General features: G+C 63.3%; 10 protein-coding genes. 5 read left to right on the forward strand and 5 right to left on the reverse strand.

Features of this window, described 5'->3' with window-relative positions:
- The first annotated feature begins 54 nt into the window (after positions 1 to 54).
- The 3 genes from E8F20_RS06120 (at position 55) to E8F20_RS06130 (ending at position 3,710) form a co-directional block, all read left to right on the forward strand.
- Complete coding sequence (locus E8F20_RS06120) at positions 55 to 1,227, forward strand: EAL domain-containing protein (RefSeq protein ID WP_280282929.1); 1,173 nt, start codon at positions 55 to 57, stop codon at positions 1,225 to 1,227.
- Positions 1,228 to 1,288: 61 nt separating this feature from the next.
- Positions 1,289 to 2,620, forward strand: coding sequence for a deoxyguanosinetriphosphate triphosphohydrolase (locus tag E8F20_RS06125; protein WP_280282930.1), 1,332 nt, complete (start codon positions 1,289 to 1,291; stop codon positions 2,618 to 2,620).
- A 25-nt stretch (positions 2,621 to 2,645) separates the two neighbouring features.
- Positions 2,646 to 3,710 (forward strand): FUSC family protein, encoded by a 1,065-nt coding sequence (locus tag E8F20_RS06130; protein WP_280282931.1) that lies wholly within the window; start codon positions 2,646 to 2,648, stop codon positions 3,708 to 3,710.
- Positions 3,711 to 3,719: 9 nt separating this feature from the next.
- On the opposite strand, the gene E8F20_RS06135 is transcribed toward E8F20_RS06130, so the two are convergent.
- Together E8F20_RS06135 and E8F20_RS06140 are read right to left on the reverse strand one after the other, a co-directional pair.
- A complete protein-coding gene (locus tag E8F20_RS06135) occupies positions 3,720 to 7,322 on the reverse strand; it encodes a transporter substrate-binding domain-containing protein (RefSeq protein ID WP_280282933.1) in 3,603 nt (1,200 codons plus the stop codon).
- A 23-nt stretch (positions 7,323 to 7,345) separates the two neighbouring features.
- Positions 7,346 to 7,960 (reverse strand): response regulator transcription factor, encoded by a 615-nt coding sequence (locus E8F20_RS06140; RefSeq protein WP_280282984.1) that lies wholly within the window; start codon positions 7,958 to 7,960, stop codon positions 7,346 to 7,348.
- A 412-nt stretch (positions 7,961 to 8,372) separates the two neighbouring features.
- On the opposite strand from E8F20_RS06140, the gene E8F20_RS06145 reads away from it, so the two are divergent.
- Entirely contained in the window at positions 8,373 to 11,327 is a 2,955-nt protein-coding gene (locus E8F20_RS06145) for an HD domain-containing phosphohydrolase (RefSeq protein WP_280282934.1), read from the forward strand.
- Between the two features lie 180 nt (positions 11,328 to 11,507).
- Here the strand turns inward: E8F20_RS06145 and E8F20_RS06150 are convergent, their stop codons facing one another.
- A complete protein-coding gene (locus E8F20_RS06150; protein ID WP_137822801.1) occupies positions 11,508 to 11,849 on the reverse strand; it encodes a 50S ribosome-binding protein YggL in 342 nt (113 codons plus the stop codon).
- Positions 11,850 to 12,073: 224 nt separating this feature from the next.
- Between E8F20_RS06150 and dacB the strand changes: the two genes are divergently transcribed.
- Entirely contained in the window at positions 12,074 to 13,531 is a 1,458-nt protein-coding gene (gene dacB, locus E8F20_RS06155) for a D-alanyl-D-alanine carboxypeptidase/D-alanyl-D-alanine-endopeptidase (RefSeq protein ID WP_280282936.1), read from the forward strand.
- 36 nt (positions 13,532 to 13,567) lie between these two features.
- Here dacB and E8F20_RS06160 read toward each other — a convergent pair whose 3' ends face one another.
- Both E8F20_RS06160 and rlmKL read right to left on the reverse strand, forming a co-directional pair.
- A complete protein-coding gene (locus tag E8F20_RS06160; RefSeq protein ID WP_280282938.1) occupies positions 13,568 to 16,345 on the reverse strand; it encodes a diguanylate cyclase in 2,778 nt (925 codons plus the stop codon).
- A gap of 176 nt (positions 16,346 to 16,521) precedes the next feature.
- Positions 16,522 to 18,699: a bifunctional 23S rRNA (guanine(2069)-N(7))-methyltransferase RlmK/23S rRNA (guanine(2445)-N(2))-methyltransferase RlmL gene (gene rlmKL / locus E8F20_RS06165; RefSeq protein ID WP_280282939.1), complete on the reverse strand. Its 2,178-nt coding sequence runs from the start codon at positions 18,697 to 18,699 to the stop codon at positions 16,522 to 16,524.
- Positions 18,700 to 19,125 lie beyond the last annotated feature (426 nt).

Raw genomic sequence — 19,125 nt, forward strand, 5'->3', positions numbered from 1 at the left:
GGGCACCAACGTGCGCCGCGCGCATTCCCATGGCCTTCCACCTAAGGAGTCAACGTGATCGATGGGCAACCGCTCGCCTGCTTCCAGCCCTTCATCGATACCGCTACGGGGCTGATCGCTGGCGTCGAGGCCCTGGGCCGGCTGCGCCAGCCAGACGGCACGTTGCAATCGGTAGGCCCGCTGTTCCTTGATTCGAGAGTGTCGCCGACGGCCCTGCGCCGACTTGACCGGCAACTGCGCGAAGATGCCCTGCGGCGCCTGCATGAAGCCCCCTCGGAATGGTTCCTCAGCCTGAACATCTCCCCGCGCTGGATCAGTCGCCTGCGTCCGGGGCAGACCCTGCCCAGCCTCAAGCAATTGCAACGCTTTGGCGTACCCGCAGAACGCATCGTCTTCGAAATCACCGAACTGGGCGGCGCCAGTCAGCGCCTGGCAGACGTGGTCGCGCGTTACCGCGAGGCCGGGGCGCGGATTGCCATCGACGATTTCGGCGCCGGCTATTCCCAGCTCGACCGGGTGCTAGCTCTGCAACCGGACATCCTCAAGCTCGACATGCGCCTGTTCCAGGCGGCAGCCCGTGGCGGGCCCAGCGGCGAAGTGGTGAAGGCCCTCGCGCAAATGGCCGAGAAAACCGGTTGCTGGATCATCGCCGAGGGGGTGGAGACCGAAGCCGAACTGGATTTTGCCTTGGAGTGCGGGGCCCGCTACGTGCAGGGCTACCTGTTCGCCGAACCCCGCCTGGAGCTCTTTGAAACCGATGCCTTCGTACAGCGGTTCGCCCTCCTGCGCGACCGCTACGTACAGAGCAAGCTGGCCGAACGGGCGCGACTGATGACATTGCGCCGTAGTCTCAACCAGTTGATGTCGCGGTTGCGCGCCTGGGCTGAAAGCGGCGCGCCAGCGTCGAGCCTGGCCAGCCCGGAGGACTACCCCTGGCTGCTGCGCATCTATCAGTGCGACCGCAACGGTACGCAGATCACACCCAATCTGCATTGGGGGCCGGGCGGCTGGCAGGAAGATGCGAGCTACCGGGGTCACAACTGGTCCTGGCGCCCCTACTTCTATCAACTGCTGGCCGAGGGTTGGGAAGAACGCCGCCTTACGCTGTCCACGACCTACCGCGATGCGACCACCAACCAGTACTGCCTGACGGCCGGACAGTTCATCGACAACGGTCGCCGCCTGCTGCTGGTGGATATCGACGCCGCCGGTCTGGCAATGGCCTGAGTCGTGCGCGAACGCTTGGGTTAGAGTAGGGTCTTCAGCCACTGAACGGCGAGGACAGGCCTTGGACTGGCAGACTCTGCTTACCCGCGAACGCCTTGGCAAACCGGTGCACAGCGCCGATGAGCTGGGCCGCAGCCCCTTCCATAAAGACCACGACCGCATCATTTTCTCCGGCGCCTTCCGCCGCCTCGGGCGCAAGACCCAGGTGCATCCGGTCTCCAGCAATGACCACATTCACACGCGTCTTACGCACTCCCTCGAAGTGAGCTGCGTGGGGCGCTCGCTGGGCATGCGGGTCGGAGAAACCCTGCGCGATGTGCTGCCGAACTGGTGTGAGCCCTCGGACTTGGGCGTCATCGTCCAGTCGGCCTGCCTGGCGCACGACATCGGCAACCCGCCCTTCGGCCATTCAGGCGAAGACGCGATCCGCCATTGGTTCGAACAGGCCGCCGCGCGGGGCTGGCTGGACGACATGAGCCCAGTGGAGCGAGCCGACTTCCTCAGCTTCGAAGGCAACGCCCAGGGGCTGCGGGTGCTGACCCAACTGGAATACCACCAGTTCGATGGCGGCATGCGTCTGACCTACGCCACCCTCGGCACTTACCTGAAGTATCCCTGGACCTCGCGCCATGCCGAGGCGCTGGGCTACAAGAAGCACAAGTTCGGTTGCTACCAGAGCGAGCTGCCACTGCTGGAGCAGATCGCCGCCAAGCTGGAGCTGCCGCGCATTGACGAGCACCGCTGGGCACGGCATCCGCTGGTGTACCTGATGGAAGCTGCGGACGACATCTGCTACGGCCTTATCGACCTGGAAGACGGCCTGGAGATGGAGCTGCTGGAGTACGCGGAAGTCGAGGCGCTGTTGCTTGGCCTGGTTGGCGACGACCTGCCGGAGACCTACCGCCAGCTCGGCCCCAAGGACTCCCGCCGACGCAAACTGGCGATCCTGCGGGGCAAAGCCATCGAGCACCTGACCAACGCTGCCGCCCGAGCCTTCGTCGAGCAACACGACGCGCTGCTGGCCGGCACCCTGCAAGGCGACCTGGTGGAACACATGCACGGCCCGGCCAAGCGCTGCGTGCTGCGGGCCAAGGCCATCGCCCGTGAGAAGATATTCCAGGACAAGCGCAAGACGCTCCATGAGATCGGTGCCTACACCACCCTGGAAATCCTCCTCAACGCCTTCTGCGGAGCCGCTCTGGAGCAGCACGGCGGGCGCACGCCGTCGTTCAAGCACCGGCGCATTCTCGACCTGCTCGGCAACAACGCCCCTGACCCGGACTGGCCGCTTTACCGGGCGTTCGTCCGAGTGATCGACTTCATCGCCGGAATGACCGACAGCTACGCTACCGAAATGGCCCGAGAGATGACCGGCCGCTCCAGCCCGACCTGACCCAGCGCCTACAGGAGTCGCGTTGATGCGTACCTTGTTCAGAAGAAGCCTGCGCTGGCACGCCGGCCCACCCGCTTGGGGCGCCGCGCTGATGGCCGGCATGGGCTGCGGCCTTCCGCTGATGCTGGGCCTGTTCACAAGTCACAGCGGCTTCCTCTGGGCAGCCACAGGAGCCTTCCAGGCTGCCCTGGCGAATCCTTACCATCGCCTCGGCATGCTGCGCATGAGCCTGCTCACCGGCCTGGGTGCGGTCTGTGCTGGCCTGGGCTTCTGGGCGGCCAGCCATCCACTCCTGAGCCTGGCCAGTTTCGCCTTCATGGGACTGCTGTTGGCCGTGTTGCAACGCTACGGCACGGAGCTCGGCAAGCTGGGAGTGGGGCTTGCGGCGTGCCTGTGCCTGGGTCAGGGCCAGGCAGGGCTCGGCAACTTGCACAATGGACTGGCGGTGGGGGCACTCTTTGCCATTGGCGGCCTCTGGGTGATGCTGCTTGCCTTCGCCTTGCGAGCCTCACAGGGGATGCGGCTGTGGCCGCTGATGCCGCGCCTGGGCAACTTCGCGCGGGTGATGCGTCGCCATGCCCAGCGCCTGCCCCAGCGCCTTTGGCTGATCCATGCCCTGGCCTGCAGCGCGGCCGGCGCCTTCGCTGGTCTGGCGGTCAACCTGTCCGGCCTACCGCGGGGCTATTGGCTGACGCTGACGGTGATGACCACCATCCAGATGGACCTCAATGGAAGCCTGGAACGTGGCATCCAGCGCTGCCTGGGAAGCCTTGTAGGTGCGCTGGTTCTAATCGGCGTGGGAAGCTGGCTGCAGAGCCCTGCCCTACTGGTAGCCTGCATGTTGCCGCTGATCGTGCTCAGTCGGGCTTTTATCGCCCAGCACTATGGACTGTTCGTGGTACAGACCACCGTGTGCTTCGTGCTGCTGGCCGAGAGCCTGTCCCTTGACTGGCACCTGCCTTTGCTGCGTCTTTACAACACGCTGCTGGGGGCCGGGCTGGCGCTATTGGTCGCCTATCTGGCTCACCGCGCCCGCTTGCGCTGGGGGATCCGGTCAGCGCAAATGGAAACGGTGCGTCAGAGCGATTAGTGCCCGACTTCAGTCAAGCAGGCGCTGCTCCAGTTCTCCTTGCAGGCTTCCCAGGCTTCGCCACACTGCTTCGGCCCGTTGCGCCAGTTCGGAACCTTCGGCTCCCCTGTCGTGGGCCTCGCCAAACGCAATGCAATGGGTCAACAACGGCTGGGCGTTGATCAGCTCCACTGCGCCCTTGATCTTGTGCACCAAGCGCTCCAGGTCATCCCAACGCCCCGCTCGCAGGAAACCTTCTACCTCCGCGACATCAGCCTCGTTGGCCTGATGCAACGCACTGAGCAGCATGCGGGCCACGTCGGGTGAGCCGCCGGTGGTGCGATCCAACAAGCTCAGATTGAGGCAGACCGATTGGTCGTCGTCCTGGATCTCGGGAGCCGTGGTCGGAGGAACCAGGCGCTGCAGGTAACGCTGCAGACCCTCCAGGCCGATGGGCTTGAACAGGCAGTCGTCCATGCCCGCCTCGCGGCAGCGCGCCCGCTCCTCTGCCTGGGCATTGGCAGTGAGGCCAACGATCAGGACGGGGTGCGCGCCCCGCTCGTACTCCTGTTCACGGATACGCCGAGCCAGCTCGTAGCCATCCATAACCGGCATGTTGCAATCGGTGATCACCAGATCGAACGCAGACTCAGCCCAGATGCGCAGGGCCTCCTCGCCATTCTCGGCCTGCTCGCCGGGCTGCCCGAGGAGTTCCAGTTGTTGCACCAGCATCATCCGATTGACCGGGTGATCGTCCACTACCAGCACGCGCAGACATCCTGGCGGCAGCTCCCGGGCTTCGGGCTGCTCCGCAACCGGTGGCAAAGGCTCGAGCCGCGGAAGGCGCAAGCTCACCGATATACGCGTACCGACACCCAGTTCACTGTGCATCTCCAGACGGCCATCCATCATGTCCACCAGTCGCCGACAGATGCTCAGACCCAGGCCGGTGCCCCCTCGCCCCACACTCATGTTGCCGGCTAGCTGCGTGAAGGGCTGGAACAGGCGTTTCTGATCGGCCTCAGCGATACCGATTCCACTGTCCACCACCACCATGGTCAGCAGCAGGTGCTCTTCGCCATCGCGCCGGGCCCGCAGGTGGACTCCAACCGTGCCCCGGTCGGTGAATTTGATGGCATTGCTGATGAGGTTGGACAGGATCTGCTTGAAGCTGGAGGGGTCCACCATCACGTCGTCCTGGTCGGGCAGGTCCAGGTCGAGCGAGAGCCGAAGTCCCTTCTGCCATGCCAACCCTTCGAAGACCCGAACGACCGATTCGGTCAGCGCACGGGGCGCCTCTCGACGCGGCTCCTGGACCATGCGTCCGGACTCTATCTTGGCGATGTCGAGGATGTCGCCGATCAGCGCCAGCAGGGAATCGGCTGAATCCCGCGCCACCAGGATTGCATCCCGGTCCAGACGTTCACGCTTGAGGGCCAGTTCGAGCATGCCAATGATTGCGTTCAACGGGGTGCGGATTTCATGGCTCATGGTGGCGAGGAAGCGGCTTTTTGCGACATTCGCCGATTCAGCCTGCTCCTTGGCCTGGCGCAGTTCGTCCATCAGCCCATTGCGTTCGGTGATATCGACCCAACCACAGATCAGCCCCCGGATGTCTTGTTGGGCATTGCGGTAGGGAATGGCCCAGTAAGAAACCTCGAGCGTGCAATCCCACAGGTGCAGTTGCTGATCGCTGAACAGCGCCTCCCCCTGTTCCAGGGCCCGACGGTTCAGTCCCTCCAACGCGTCCAGGGCATCGATCCGCAGCCCTTTCACGTCGGTCAGGCGTCGACCGATCAGGGCCGCGCGCGGTACCCCAATGGCGTCGACGTAGCTGCGGTTACAGGTGATGGTCCGGCCATCAAGGCCCCGGACCGACAGCGGAAAGGGAATTCCATCGATCAGCGAACGCTTGAAGGCCAACTGGTCACTCAGGCGCCGCTCCTCTCGCGCACGTCGCAACACCTGACGGCGCAGGTACAACGCCCAGCCGGCAAACACCAGCGCCAGCAACAGCAGGGCGAAGCCCACCTGGTAAAGCCGTGCCCGGTACTCGACCCAGGTGCTTTCGGATTCTTCAGCATCGGTGTACCAGCGGTTGATGATCGTGCCCAGCTCGTCCGGGGAGATGGACAGCAGGGCCTTTTCGAGAATGCTCTGCAGCTCGGGCGCATTGCGCGACACGGCAAATGAGAAACGGCCCGGGTCCCGCCCAATGGTGTCGGCAATGCGCAAGTTGCCCGGGAAGTAGCGATTGATCAGGAAAGTCGAGGACGCCATCGCATGCAGCGCCGCATCGACCTTGCCTTCAGCCACGCTGGCAAGGGCCTGCATGCCCGTTTCCACTTCGATCACCGCCACCTCGGGATAATGCTGCCGGATGTAGGCACTCAGGGAGTGCCCGGCCGGAATCGCCAGGGTTCGTCCACCGAGCTGGTTCAGCCCCTGCGGCTCAGTGCCGGACATGCGAACAACCAGCACGCTGCTGGTGCTGAAATAAGGTCGGGTGAAGCTCAGGTACTGGTTCCGCTCGGGCGTGAAGAACAGCGTGGCGGCCATGTCGGCCCGCCCTTCACGCAGATCGGCGAGCATCCCTTTGGCCGAAGGTCTGCTGCTGACTTCGAACTCCAGGCCCGTCCGTTGTCGAATCAGGTCCAGAAGGTCCGGCACTATCCCGCGAAAACGGCCTTTGGCATTGAAAAAGGTCAAGGGCTCGAATGTGCCATCTACCACCAGCCGGGCCGATCCATGCTGCTCCAACCAACGAAGTTCGCGCTGGGTGAGCTGGGGCCGGAGATTGTCCAGGAACATTCCCACACCACCTCCCCAGCGTTTCAGAATGCTGGCCTTCTCCGTATCGGGAATGGCTTGGATCGCGCTATCGAAAATGCGCCTGAGACGCTCGTTGCCCTCGGCCAATGAAAAGCAGACGCCCACCCCCTCGAAGCCGGCGAAGTTGGTCATGCGCAGATTGATGAGGTAACCCTGCCTGATCAGGTAGTTGGCGGCCACGGCGTCACCGATGAATACGTCGCTCTGGTCGAAGGCCACCGATTGCAGCGCACTGCGCACCGATCCGAACTTGATGGGGCGGGCGTCGGGGTAAAGCTTGTGGATCAGCTCACGACTTGGCCCTTCCGGGGAGTAGGCAAGCCGCAGCCCCTTGAGGTTTCCGGTGGCGGCACGACGATCGTCTATGCGCGTCACCATCACTGGCTGGTGCTGCAAGTAGGGCATCGTCTGGATCAGTCCGGGGCTGGCAGCATCTCCCTCTACGCTGTTACCCAGTACATCGACGTCGCCCCTGCTCAGTGCATCGCGGGCCGCTTGGCGGTCCGCGAAGCGCAGGACCTTGATCTCGACGCCAAGTGACTGGGCGATAAGGCGCAGAAAGTCAGCTGTCACCCCCTCATAGTCCTGGCCGCTGGCGGTTATATCGAACGGAGGAAAATCAGGCTCGCTGGTACCCACTCGCAACGTGCCCTTCTGCTGCAGCCAGCGTTCGTCCGCCTCGTCCAGCGGCGCTTGCAGGCCTCGCACCAGAGAGCGGCCCAGCAGTTCCAGCGAGAGGGGGCTTTCGCCAAGGCAGACCGACGGCAGCAGGGAGCCTCCAAGCAGGAGGCATGCAAGCATGGCAAATAGGCGCATGGGAGTAATCAGATCAGGGCGTTGCGGTTGGCGAACTCCACCAGTTCGATCAGGGATCGGGCGTTGAGCTTGAGCAACAGGCGCGTCTTGTAGGTGCTGACAGTCTTGTTGCTGATGAACATCTCTTCAGCGATGTCCTTGTTGCTGTAGCCGTTGGCGAGGAACTTGAGCACCACCAGCTCCCGGTCGGAAAGACGGCCGATCATCTCGATCTCGTCGGGGAGGCCGACCTGACGCTTGCCGGACTTGATCACATCGCTGGGGAAGTAGCTGTAGCCAGAGAGCACCGCGCGCACCGCTGCCGTGACTTCGGCCAGGTCCCCCTCCTTGCACACGAAACCCGCTGCACCGGCCTGCATGCAACGCGTGGCGTAGTGGTTGGGATTCTGGCCGGTGAGCACCAGCACCCGAAGGGGCAGATCCAGTGAATGCAGGCGGGCGATGACGTCCAGCCCACCCAGCTTGGGAATCCCGATGTCGAGAATCACCATGTCCGGCTGATGCTCGCGTGCCAGGGCAATGGCATCCACGCCGTTGTCCGTCTCCGCCACGATTGCGTAGCCCTCTCGATCCAGCAACAGGCGCACGGCAAGACGAATCACTGGATGATCGTCGACGATCATGACCTTGTAGGCGGACTCGCTCCCCGGCTCGAGGAAATCGTCCAGATTGACCAGTTTGCTCACAGCATCGCTCCCTTGGCGCGGTTTGGTGGCTGCCAAGATAGAGAAGCTCAATGCACTGTCGACCCCGAAAAAGGCCGCTCACCGCTTTCAGGACGCAACCTACTCCACCTTGGGTTCTGTCCTACATGCGGGAGCTAATTTCTACGGGAACCAAGGCTCGGTTCCGGGGAAGCGACCGTCATATCCATGAGCGGGCGTTCTCTCCGGAATGGCCGCTCGTTACCTTTTCCCAGCATCCTCGGCGCTGTCGCTGACATCCGCACTGGCATGGCGATTTGCACGACGAGCGTCACAGGCCTCATCTATGCTCCTTTAGCCCCTCAGGGAGAGGGGGTAAGGAGCTGCCGCAATGCCGCAAAAGTTTGCTGAGCGTCGCTTTCCGCTGCACGTCCATATCAGCGCGCTGTTCACTTTGCTTCTGTTGCTCACTGGTGTCGTCCTGGGCCTTTTCAATTACCGCCAGACCAGCCAGATAATCCTTTCCAGCAGTGACGAGCTCTTCGGCCGCATCAGCCAGGAAGTGGAAACCGACCTGCAGCGCACCTATCAGCCCATCCACCACCTGCTGAACCTGCTGGCCCTGAGCGGCTCGCACCAGCAGCAAGAGAGCGTCGACCGCCTGGGCATCCTGCTGCGCCCCCTGACGCAGGCGCTGAAGGACAACCCCAAGCTGGCATCGCTTTACCTGGGCTATGACGACGGCGACTTCTTCATGGTCCGCCCCCTGCGCAGCGAGCCCCTGAAGAAAACCTTCGATGCCCCACCGAACGCTGCCTATCAGGTGTGGAGCATCGAGCGCGACAACCAGGCCAAAGCACGCTCGCTGTCCTACTTCTTCGACGACCAGCTCAATCAGATCACCACCCGCGAGGAGCTCAACGAGCGCTACGATCCCCGCGGCCGGCCCTGGTATTACCGGGCCCTGGAACAGGATGGATTGATCACCACCGCACCCTACGTGTTCTTCTCCAGCGGTGCGGTTGGCACAACCCTGGCGCGTCCCAGCGGCAGCGATGCCGTCATCGGCGCAGACCTGACCCTGGACGACCTGTCCGCTACCCTCGCCAACCACCGGGTCACCCCTTCCACCGAGGTGGTGCTGTACCAGCATGACGGTCGTGCGGTGGCCTACCCCGATACCAGCAGGTTGGTCGAACGGATCAACGGCGCGCCCACGTTGGGCGAGGTGAAGAACTTCAGCCCGCCGCTCGCCGCGCTGATGGGACTCCCCGCCCAGGATGAACTACGCACCAGCATGGAAATCGACGGACGCCGCTGGGTCGTGGCTCGCCAACACTTCAAGGAGGGAGGCCCCCTGGGCTTGCAACTGGCCATCCTGGCTCCGGAAGACGAACTGCTGGATGACGCTTACCGCATTCGCTGGCAAAGCGCGATGCTGACCCTGGCCATCCTGTTACTGTGCATCCCGGTTGGCGTCCTGCTTTCGCGAATCGTGGTCAAGCCGCTGCGGGCGCTGGTGACCCAGGCCGAAGCCATTCGCAGTTTCAATTTCAGCCTGCCCGCCATGGGCCGCTCGCCGGTACTGGAAGTGGACCAACTGGCCGTGGCCATGGCGCGGATGAAAGAAACCATTTCCAGCTTCCTCGAAATCGCCGCCAGCCTCTCGGCAGAAACCCGCTTCGACAACCTGCTGCGTCGCGTCCTCGACGAAACCATCGAAATCAGCGAAGCATCCGGCGGCCTGATCTATCTGATAGACAACCAGAAGGGCCGCCTGGAACCCCATGCCCTGTTCCTTAATAATCAGGAGCAGGACCTGGAAACCCACGGCATCCGTGGTTTCAACCTGGAGGGTCCAGCCATGCCGCGCTGGCTGGATCTTCCGGCCCACGGTGGCCCCAGCCAGGTGTGCTCCTTCGGTTATGACCAGGCCGGCGCCTACCGCGACCTGCTGCAAACCCTTGAAAGCCCGCGGGTGCATCTGGTCAGCACCGGATTGCACAACCGCCAGGGCGTCACCATCGGCGTGCTGGTCCTGCTGCATCGCGATTCGGGCAAGGAATCACGCCCCGCCATCCTCAGGCCGGAACGCATTGCCTTCGTTGAAGCCATCTCCGGCGTCGCCGCACTGTGCATCGAAAGTCAGCGCCTGCTGGAGAAGCAGAAACAACTGCTGGATGCCTTCATCCAGTTGATGGCCAGTGCCATTGACGCCAAGAGCCCCTACACCGGCGGCCACTGCCAGCGGGTGCCGGAGATCACCCTGATGCTCGCCCGCGCTGCCGCCGCCAGCAATGAGCCGGCATTCCGCGGGTTCCAGCCCAGTGACGAGGATTGGGAGGCGCTGCACATCGCCGCCTGGCTCCACGACTGCGGCAAGGTGACCACCCCGGAGTACGTGGTGGACAAGGCCACCAAACTGGAAACCCTGAACGACCGTATCCATGAAATTCGTACCCGCTTCGAGGTACTCAAGCGCGACGCTTGGGTGCACTACTGGAAGTCACTCGCCCAAGGCGCTGACGAGCGTGAACAGGCGCAGTTTCGGGATGCTGCCCTGGCCGCACTGGACGACGACTTCGCCTTCATCGCCCGTTGCAACCTGGGCGGCGAAGCCATGGCAGAGGCAGACCAGGAACGCCTGAAGCACATCGCCGCCCGCTCCTGGACCCGCACCCTGGACAATCGCCTGGGCGTGTCCTGGGAAGAGGCGCAGCGGCTGGCCCGCACGCCGTCGCCACGGCTACCCGTGGAGGAAAACCTGCTGGCCGACCGCCCGGACCACCTCTTCGAGCGCTCCGCAAGCGAGCTGATACCGCCCGATAACCCCTGGGGTTTCAAGCTGCAGGCACCCGAGTACAAATTCAACCGTGGCGAGCTACACAACCTCTCGATCGGGCGCGGCACCCTGACTGAAGAGGAGCGCTACATCATCAACCACCACATCGTGCAAACCATCCTGATGCTCAACCACTTACCCTTCCCCGTCCACCTGGCGAACGTGGCGGAGATAGCCGGCGGGCACCACGAGAAGATGGACGGCACCGGCTACCCGAAATGCCTCACCCGAGACGAGATGAGCCTGCCGGCGCGGATGATGGCCATCGCCGACATCTTCGAAGCGCTCACGGCGGTAGACCGGCCCTACAAGAAGGGCAAGACGCTCTCCGAAGCCCTGGGAATCATGACCAACATGTGCCGCAGCGCCCACATCGACCCCGACCTGTTCGGCCTGTTCATCCGTTCCGGGGTGTACATGGAATACGCCCGGCGCTTTCTCAAGCCGGAGCAGATCGACCAGGTGGATGTGGCGGATGTGTTGACCAAGGCGGGGTTGGCCTGATTCGAGTTCTGGCCAGAAATTCAGGGCGATATCGCGGGACGCTTTCATCCGCGGAGGGCGCCAGGTAGACCTGCGGCCTGCCTGGCGTTGAAATCGCCCCACATGAACCGCAAAGCCCCTGGCCTATCGGCCAGGCACAAAAAAGGGCGCCCCAAGGCGCCCTTCTACATTCCGACCCCGTCAGGCGTTGACGGAATTTTCCGGATACCACACGTCCAGCAACGGGCTGACAGTCGAGCCGGCCAGTTCAGCGTGGCCCTTCTGCAGCCAGGCTTCGACCTGGGCGCGTTGTTCCGCAGTTACCGAGCCACGTTTGCCGAGGCAGACGAAGCCGTAGTCCTCGGAACCGATGAAGCCCAGGCCGTTGCCCTCGATCGCTTCGTCAATGAAACGCTCGAAGTACGCCGAAACCGCTTCCGGATCCAGACCCTCCTTGTAGTTGAAGGTGAGCTCGAAACCTAGTTCCTGGAATTCATCGACGCAAAGCTTCTTGCGCAGGCGGCGGGAGCGATTGGTAGCCATTAGGCAGTTCCTCGGCAGAAATGACGGGCGGCACTCTAGCAGCTTCCGTCGCAACTTGCCCGCCCGCAGCTCACCAGGAGTGCTACTGGCAGACGAAATGAGCAGCTAACTCGCACAGTTGGGGCAGGGTTGCGGCATAATGCGCCGATTTCCCGCCCCATCATGGGAACAGCTGCCATGTCATTCATTTTCGTCACTCGCCCTCGCCAGGAGGGCACGCTTTGATGTTCAAGTCCATTCGTACCCTCGCGCTCGCCGCCCTGATCCTGCCCTGCACCGCGCCGCTGCAAGCCGCGCAGGTCAACACCAACCTTCCGCCCAAAGTGCAGAAGGCCCTGACCGCCAACAAGATCTCCTCGAACTCGCTTTCCCTGGTGACGCTGCCCCTCACCGGTCCGGGCGCCCAGACCCTGGTCAACGCCGATGTGTCGGTGAATCCGGCGTCCACCATGAAGCTGATCACGACCTACGCCGCCCTGGAGCTGCTCGGCCCCACCTATCAATGGAAGACCGAGTTCTACGCCGACGGCCCCCTGAAGAACGGGGTGCTCAACGGCAACCTGTACCTGAAGGGTGGCGGTGATCCCAAGCTGAACATGGAAAAGCTCTGGCTGATGATGCGGGACCTGCGCGCCAACGGCGTACGCCAGGTCACCGGCGACCTGGTGCTGGACCGCAGCTACTTCGTCCATCCGCAACTTCCCGCCTTCAATGACGACGGCGGCGACGACAACAAACCCTTCCTGGTCGGACCCGACTCGCTGCTGGTCAACCTCAAGGCCGTGCGCCTGATCGCCCGAGCCGAAGGCGGCAGGGTGAACCTGGCCATGGAGCCGCCGATCGAGAGCATCCGCATCGACAGCAAGGTGCAAGTGACCAAGGCTGGCAAGTGCCCCTCCTGGCCCGACGTGCGCTACAACCCGGTGACCCAGTACGACGGCACCACCCTGATCGCCAGCGGCAAGCTGCCGGAAGGCTGCAGTGCACAGACCTACATGTCCCTGCTTGACCATCCTGGCTACGCCGCTGGCGCCGTACGCGCGTTCTGGAAGGAACTGGGCGGCAGCATCGACGGCAAGGACCGCCTGGGCGATGTGCCCAAGGACGCCAAGCTGCTGGCGCGTGCGTTCTCGCCGGACCTTGTGGAAGTCATCCGCGATATCAACAAGTACAGCAACAACACCATGGCCCAGCAGCTGTTCCTCAGCATCGGCGCGCGTTACCGCACCGCCGCCGATGGCGACGACGCCAAGGCGGCGCAACGGGTCATCCGAAACTGGCTGGCGAAGAAAGGCATCACCGCACCGCACCTGGTGATGGAGAACGGTTCAGGCCTGTCGCGCAACGAGCGAGTCAGCGCCCGCGAGATGGCCACCATCCTCCAGGCCGCCTGGCAGAGCCCTTACGCGGCCGAGTTCATCTCCTCGATGCCGCTGGTGGCGATGGACGGCACCATGCGCAAGCGCCTGCGCCGAACCGCCCTGGAAGGTGAGGCGCATATCAAGACCGGCACCCTGAACACTGTCCGTGCGATTGCCGGCTTCAGCCGTGACAGCAACGGCAACAGTTGGGCCGTGGTAGCAATCCTCAACGATTCCCGCCCCTGGGGGGCCTCAGCCATCCTCGACCAGGTGCTGGTGGACCTCTATCGCCAACCGAAGAGCGTCGCTGGCGCCAACTGACTCATGAGTGGCCGACCCGCGCGGGCGGCCACCCCGTCAGTCGGCGATGCGGATCTGATTGCGGCCAGCCTGCTTGGCCGCATACACCGCAGCATCCACCCGCCGCAGCAGGTCGTCGGCATCCTCCCCTTCACGCCAGCCGGCACAACCGAAACTGGCGGTCACCTGGCCTACGCCTGCCACGTTCTCCCGCGCCAGCGCCTGCCAGAGTGCCTGAGCCACCTGGAATGCCTGGTCGACATTGGTATCCGGGCAAAGCACCACGAACTCTTCACCCCCCAGCCGACACAGCACGTCGATGCGCCGAAGACGCTCGCCAACCCGCACGCACAAGGCCTTGAGTACCCGGTCCCCCGCCTCGTGGCCGTGGCGATCATTGATCTGCTTGAAATGATCGACATCCAGCATCACCAGCGCCAGCGGGCCTTCGCGACGTTCGGCGCGGGCGATTTCAAGGTCCAGGCGCTCCTGGAAGTAGCGCCGGTTGTAGACACCGGTCAGGGCGTCGGTCACCGATAGTGCACGCAGCTCCTGCTCCACCAGCTTGAGCCCGGTGATATCGGTGATGTAGCCGTGCCAGAGCACGGCGCCATCTTCGCCCCGCTCGGGCACCGACTCGCCCCGCAGCCAGCGCAGACCCTGACGTGGAAGCAGCACACGGAAATCTTCGCGCCAGGGGGTAAGCAGTTCGGCTGAGCGACGGATCGAGCTCTGGACCCGTTCCAGGTCATCGGGGTGGACTCGCTCCAGCAGCCCCATGGCGTCGTCCCGCACTACGTCCTGTTCCACTTCGAAGATTTCAAGTACGCCAGCACTGGTATAGGGGAAGCTGAAATGCCCGCTGGCCTCCATGCGGAACTGATAAAGCACACCCGGTACCTGCGCACTGAGCTTCTCCAGCAAGCGGTCTCGCGCCTCCAGCGCCTGCTGCACATGCTTGCGCTCGGTCACATCGATGGCAACGCCCAGAAAACCCACCAGCACGTCACGCTCATCGCGCACGCCAGTGAGAATCAGGCTGCCGATGAGCTGGCTGCCATCGCGACGCTGAAAAGTCCATTCATGCTCGTCATAGCGGTCGCCAGCCGTAACTTCCTCCACATAGGCCTGGTAGTCGGGAATCCGCTTGCCCAGTTGCCCCCCCAGCTCCCGACAGCGCTCCTCCACCTCGCGCTCCAGGTGCAACACCACAGGGTGGCGGCCGATCATTTCGAGGGCGCGGTAGCCAAACATGCGCTCGGCACCAACGTTGAACTGGAGGATCGCACCTCGCAGGTCAGTGCTGATGATGGCGACCTGGGTCGCCGCATTGAAGAGGCTGCGCAGTTGTCCGTGAGCCATGGCCAACTGCAGTTCGACTGCCTTGCTGGAGCTGATATCGGTCTGGGTGCCGATCATCCGCAAGGGCGAACCATCGGCCCCGCGTTCGACGACCTTGCCGCGGTCCAGTACCCAGAGCCAGCGGCCGTCCTTGTGCAGCATGCGATGCTGACTCTGGTAAACCGCACTGGCACCGCGCAGGTGACGCTCCAGCTCAGCACGCGCCAGGGGCTGGTCCTGGGGATGGATCAGGCGATTACGAGCTTCGAGGCTGTCATTCACCTCATCTTCCGCATAGCCGAGCATGGTCTTCCAACCGCTGGAAAGAAACATGCGACCGGCTTGAGGTTCCCAGTCCCAGACACCATGCCCGGCACCATCCAGGGCAAAGCTCCAGCGCTCCTCGCTCAACTGAAGCTCGATTTCGCGCTCGCGCAGCTCCATCGTGCGCTCGGCCACCAGGGCCAGGGCACCCTGCCGTTGATTGACCATCAACAACAGGTATCCCGCCAGCAGCAGGGTAAATGCCAGGCCACTGATGGCCACCAGATTTGCCGTAGAAAGCGGCGGCCCCGCAAGGAAGGCCGCGCTCGGCACCACTTCCAGCAGGTAATGGCGATCAGCAAACGGCACTACGCGGCGCAGGCGCAGCTCGCTCTCCGGGGCCTCGGCACTCTGGTAGATCAGCTGCTCATGGCCGTCGTCACTGACATCACTGACCCGCATCACCAGGCTTTCAAGGCTGTGCGGCGCAATCGCCGCCTCCATTTCCAGGTTCAGGCTGAGCACCGACACGACGAAACCGCGCAGGCCCGCATCGCTCGGCACATTGCCTTCGTACACCGGCGCCAGGATGGCCACCCCGCTGGCTTCACGCTCCACCACGCCGATCACCCGCAACAGCTCGGTGACGGTGATACTGTGGGTCCGGCGCGCCTTCTCAATGGCCGCACGTCGCGCCGGATTGGAATTCATGTCCATCCCCAAAGGCACATCATCAATGCGCGCGGTCACGCTGTAGTAGACCGGGAAATACTCATCCCGCGGTGGGCTGGGCACCAGGCGGTCGCCCTTCAGGTCGCGGATGGCAAAGCCGGCCATGCCCTCGGCCCGGGCACGCGACTCGAACGCCTCCCGCATGCTCCCCGTAATGCGCGGCACCCAGGAATAGACCAGGGTGTCGCCCAGCAACGGACCGACGAAGCCCTGGAATTCTCTAAGGGTGACCTCACGGGAGTTACTGAAGAAGCGCTGGACGGCATCCAGCTCCTTGAGCTGGCCGTCCAGGCGCTCCTGGATCCGGCTGATGCGTTCGCTGGCGGCCAAGCTGAAGCGCTCGCGCAACTGCGCTTCTTCTGCGTGACGCACCGCCTGGCTGAGCAGGAGGGTAAGCGCCGCGCCGCCGAAGACGGTCAATAGACAAACCAGCCAAACCAGCGGGCGGCCGGACAGCAATGCCGACAGGTTCAGTTTTTCCTTCGCAAGCGACTGCATGCTCACTTCTCGAATCTGGGTGTGGAAATACCGTCCCTGTGAGCATCAACATAGCTAGATGGTGGCACTTTGCCTAGGAGCGCGCATGGGCAGCCGACCGGCCAAAGTAAACGCCGGACGGCCGGAGCCGCCGACGCCAGTGCCGAGAAAGGAAAGTGCTGAGGCGCGAGAACGCCTCAGCGGGTAGTCATGCGCCAGGCGCGATGGATCTTCGAGTTGCGCGCGAAGTCCGGGTCCAGGGTTTCGGCACTGATTTCAGTGACTGAATAGCGGGATTCCAGGCTTTCATCCAACTGGAACTTGCGAAAGTTGTTGGAGAAATACAGCGCCCCACCCGGCGCCAGGCGCGCCATGGCCAGATCCAGCAACTGGACATGGTCACGCTGCACATCGAACACACCCTCCATGCGCTTGGAGTTGGAGAAGGTCGGCGGATCGATGAAGATCAGGTCGTATTCACCACGGTCTTCCGCCAGCCAGGCCATCACATCGCCCTGCTGGAGCTTGTGCTTGTCGGAGAAACCGTTCAGAGACAGGTTGCGCCGCGCCCAATCCAGGTAAGTCTTCGACAGGTCGACGCTGGTGGTACTGCGCGCACCACCCTTGGCCGCATGCACACTGGCGGTCGCGGTGTAGCAGAACAGGTTGAGGAAACGCTTGCCGGCAGCCTCACGCTGGATGCGCAGACGGATCGGTCGATGGTCGAGGAACAGGCCGGTGTCCAGGTAGTCGGTGAGGTTCACCAGCAACCTGACCCCGCCTTCGCTGACTTCCATGAAGCGTCCTTCGCTGCCTTGGCGCTCGTACTGGCGGGTGCCACTCTGGCGCTCGCGGCGCTTGACCACCACACGGGCCGGGTCCACATCCAGCGCCTGGGGAATTGCGGCCAGGGCATCCAGCAGGCGCGCCTGGGCCTTCTCAGGATCGATGGATCGAGGCGGTGCGTACTCCTGCACATGCACCCAGTCGCCATAGAGATCGACGGCAAGCGCGTATTCAGGCATGTCGGCGTCATACAGGCGATAGCATTGAATGCCCTCCTTGCGCGCCCACTTGCCCAACTGCTTGAAGTTCTTCTGCAGGCGATTGGCGAACATCTGGCCACCTTCGCTCAAGCGCGCAGGCTCGCTACGCGGAGCGGCGCGATCGCCCTCCCCGGCTGCACGCCGCTCGCCCGTAACGAACTGCTCCGGCAGGACCTTCAGCAAAAGCAGCTTGCACGCCAGGGCACCGTTCCAGAACGCGTACTGTTTGTGGCTGCGAATGCCCATGCGCTTGCCCAGTTCCGGCGCCCCCGTGAACACTGCCGCCTCCCAGCCCAGGCAGGACTGACGCAGGCGCTCGCCGAGATTCTGGTAGAGGTAGAGCAGACTGGCTTCATCGCCCAGGCGCTCGCCATAGGGCGGGTTGCTGATGACCAGCCCCTTCTGGTTCTGGTCCGGACGCGGTTCGAAGGTGGCCAACTCGCCCTGATAGATCTTCACCCAGTCGCCAAGACCGGCACGGTCGATGTTGTTGCGGCCGGGTTGAATCAGGCGCGGATCGGCCTCATAGCCGCGAATCCACAGCGGTGGCTTGGCCAGGCCAGCCTCAGCGCGCGCACGGGCCTCTTCGTGGAGCTTCTTCCACAACGCAGGCACATGGCCCAGCCAATTGGAAAAGCCCCAACGCTCGCGCTTGAGGTTGGGTGCAATGTCGGCGGCCATCATCGCGGCTTCCACCAGGAAGGTGCCGACGCCGCACATGGGGTCCGCCAAGGCACCGCCTTCTGCGGCGATCCTCGGCCAACCGGCACGAATCAGGATGGCTGCGGCCAGGTTCTCTTTCAGTGGTGCAGCACCTTGCTGAAGGCGATAACCGCGCTGGTGCAGGCTGTGCCCGGCAAGATCGAGGGAGAGGATGGCCTCGCCCTTTTCCAGACGCAGGTGGATGCGCAGATCCGGGTTGACCTTGTCGATCGACGGGCGCGTGCCGTCGGCAGTACGCAGCTTGTCGACGACAGCGTCTTTGACTTTGAGCGCGCCGAAGTGAGTATTGTCGATGCCCGAACCATGGCCACTGAACTCGACCGCAAGGCTGCCGTTGGACATCAGGTGGTCGTGCCAATCCACCGCCAGCACGCCCTGGTAGAGATCCTCGGCGTTCTGCACCGGGAAGCGCTTGAGCACCAGCAGTACCCGGTTGGCCAGACGGGACCAGAGGCAGAGGCGGAAGGCGGTTTCCAGGTCACCCTGGCCGCGCACGGCGGCAACCTGCTCGCGTACGTCCTGCAGGCCGAGTTGCGTGGCCTCGTCGGCCAACAGGCCCTCCAGGCTCTTCGGGCAGGTAAGGAATAGTTCGTAGCGATCCGACATTGGAGAATCCTGGGGCCTCAGAGGCGATCAGCGGCACAGGGCAGAAGCTGTGCGGTAAGAAAATGTGTGACGTAAGGTCGCGGAACGGCCCTTCGTCGGAATCAAAAACTGTCTGATTCGTGCGCAAAACGAAATAGCACTACGACATCATGACTCTGGTCAGCCCCCAAGCCACGGGGCTTAGACCGAAAAGTGGCAAAAAACGTTTCCATCTGCTTATGGCCGTTGCCACCTTCAAGTTACGTCCTTATGACAAAACGATCATTCACATGCCTGGGGGCATTGGTTAGAAATCAGCTTAACCCGTCGCCGCAATGGCGATGGATGAAGGCCCGTCACGCCGGCAGCGGGCCCTCGAAGGCAGAGATTTTTCTGCCAGGTCCCGACTTGGGACCAATGGACATAACAGTCAACAAATGAGGGCTT

It is taken from the genome of Pseudomonas sp. BN415 (assembly GCF_029871195.1).
GTDB classification, from domain to species: domain Bacteria; phylum Pseudomonadota; class Gammaproteobacteria; order Pseudomonadales; family Pseudomonadaceae; genus Metapseudomonas; species Metapseudomonas resinovorans.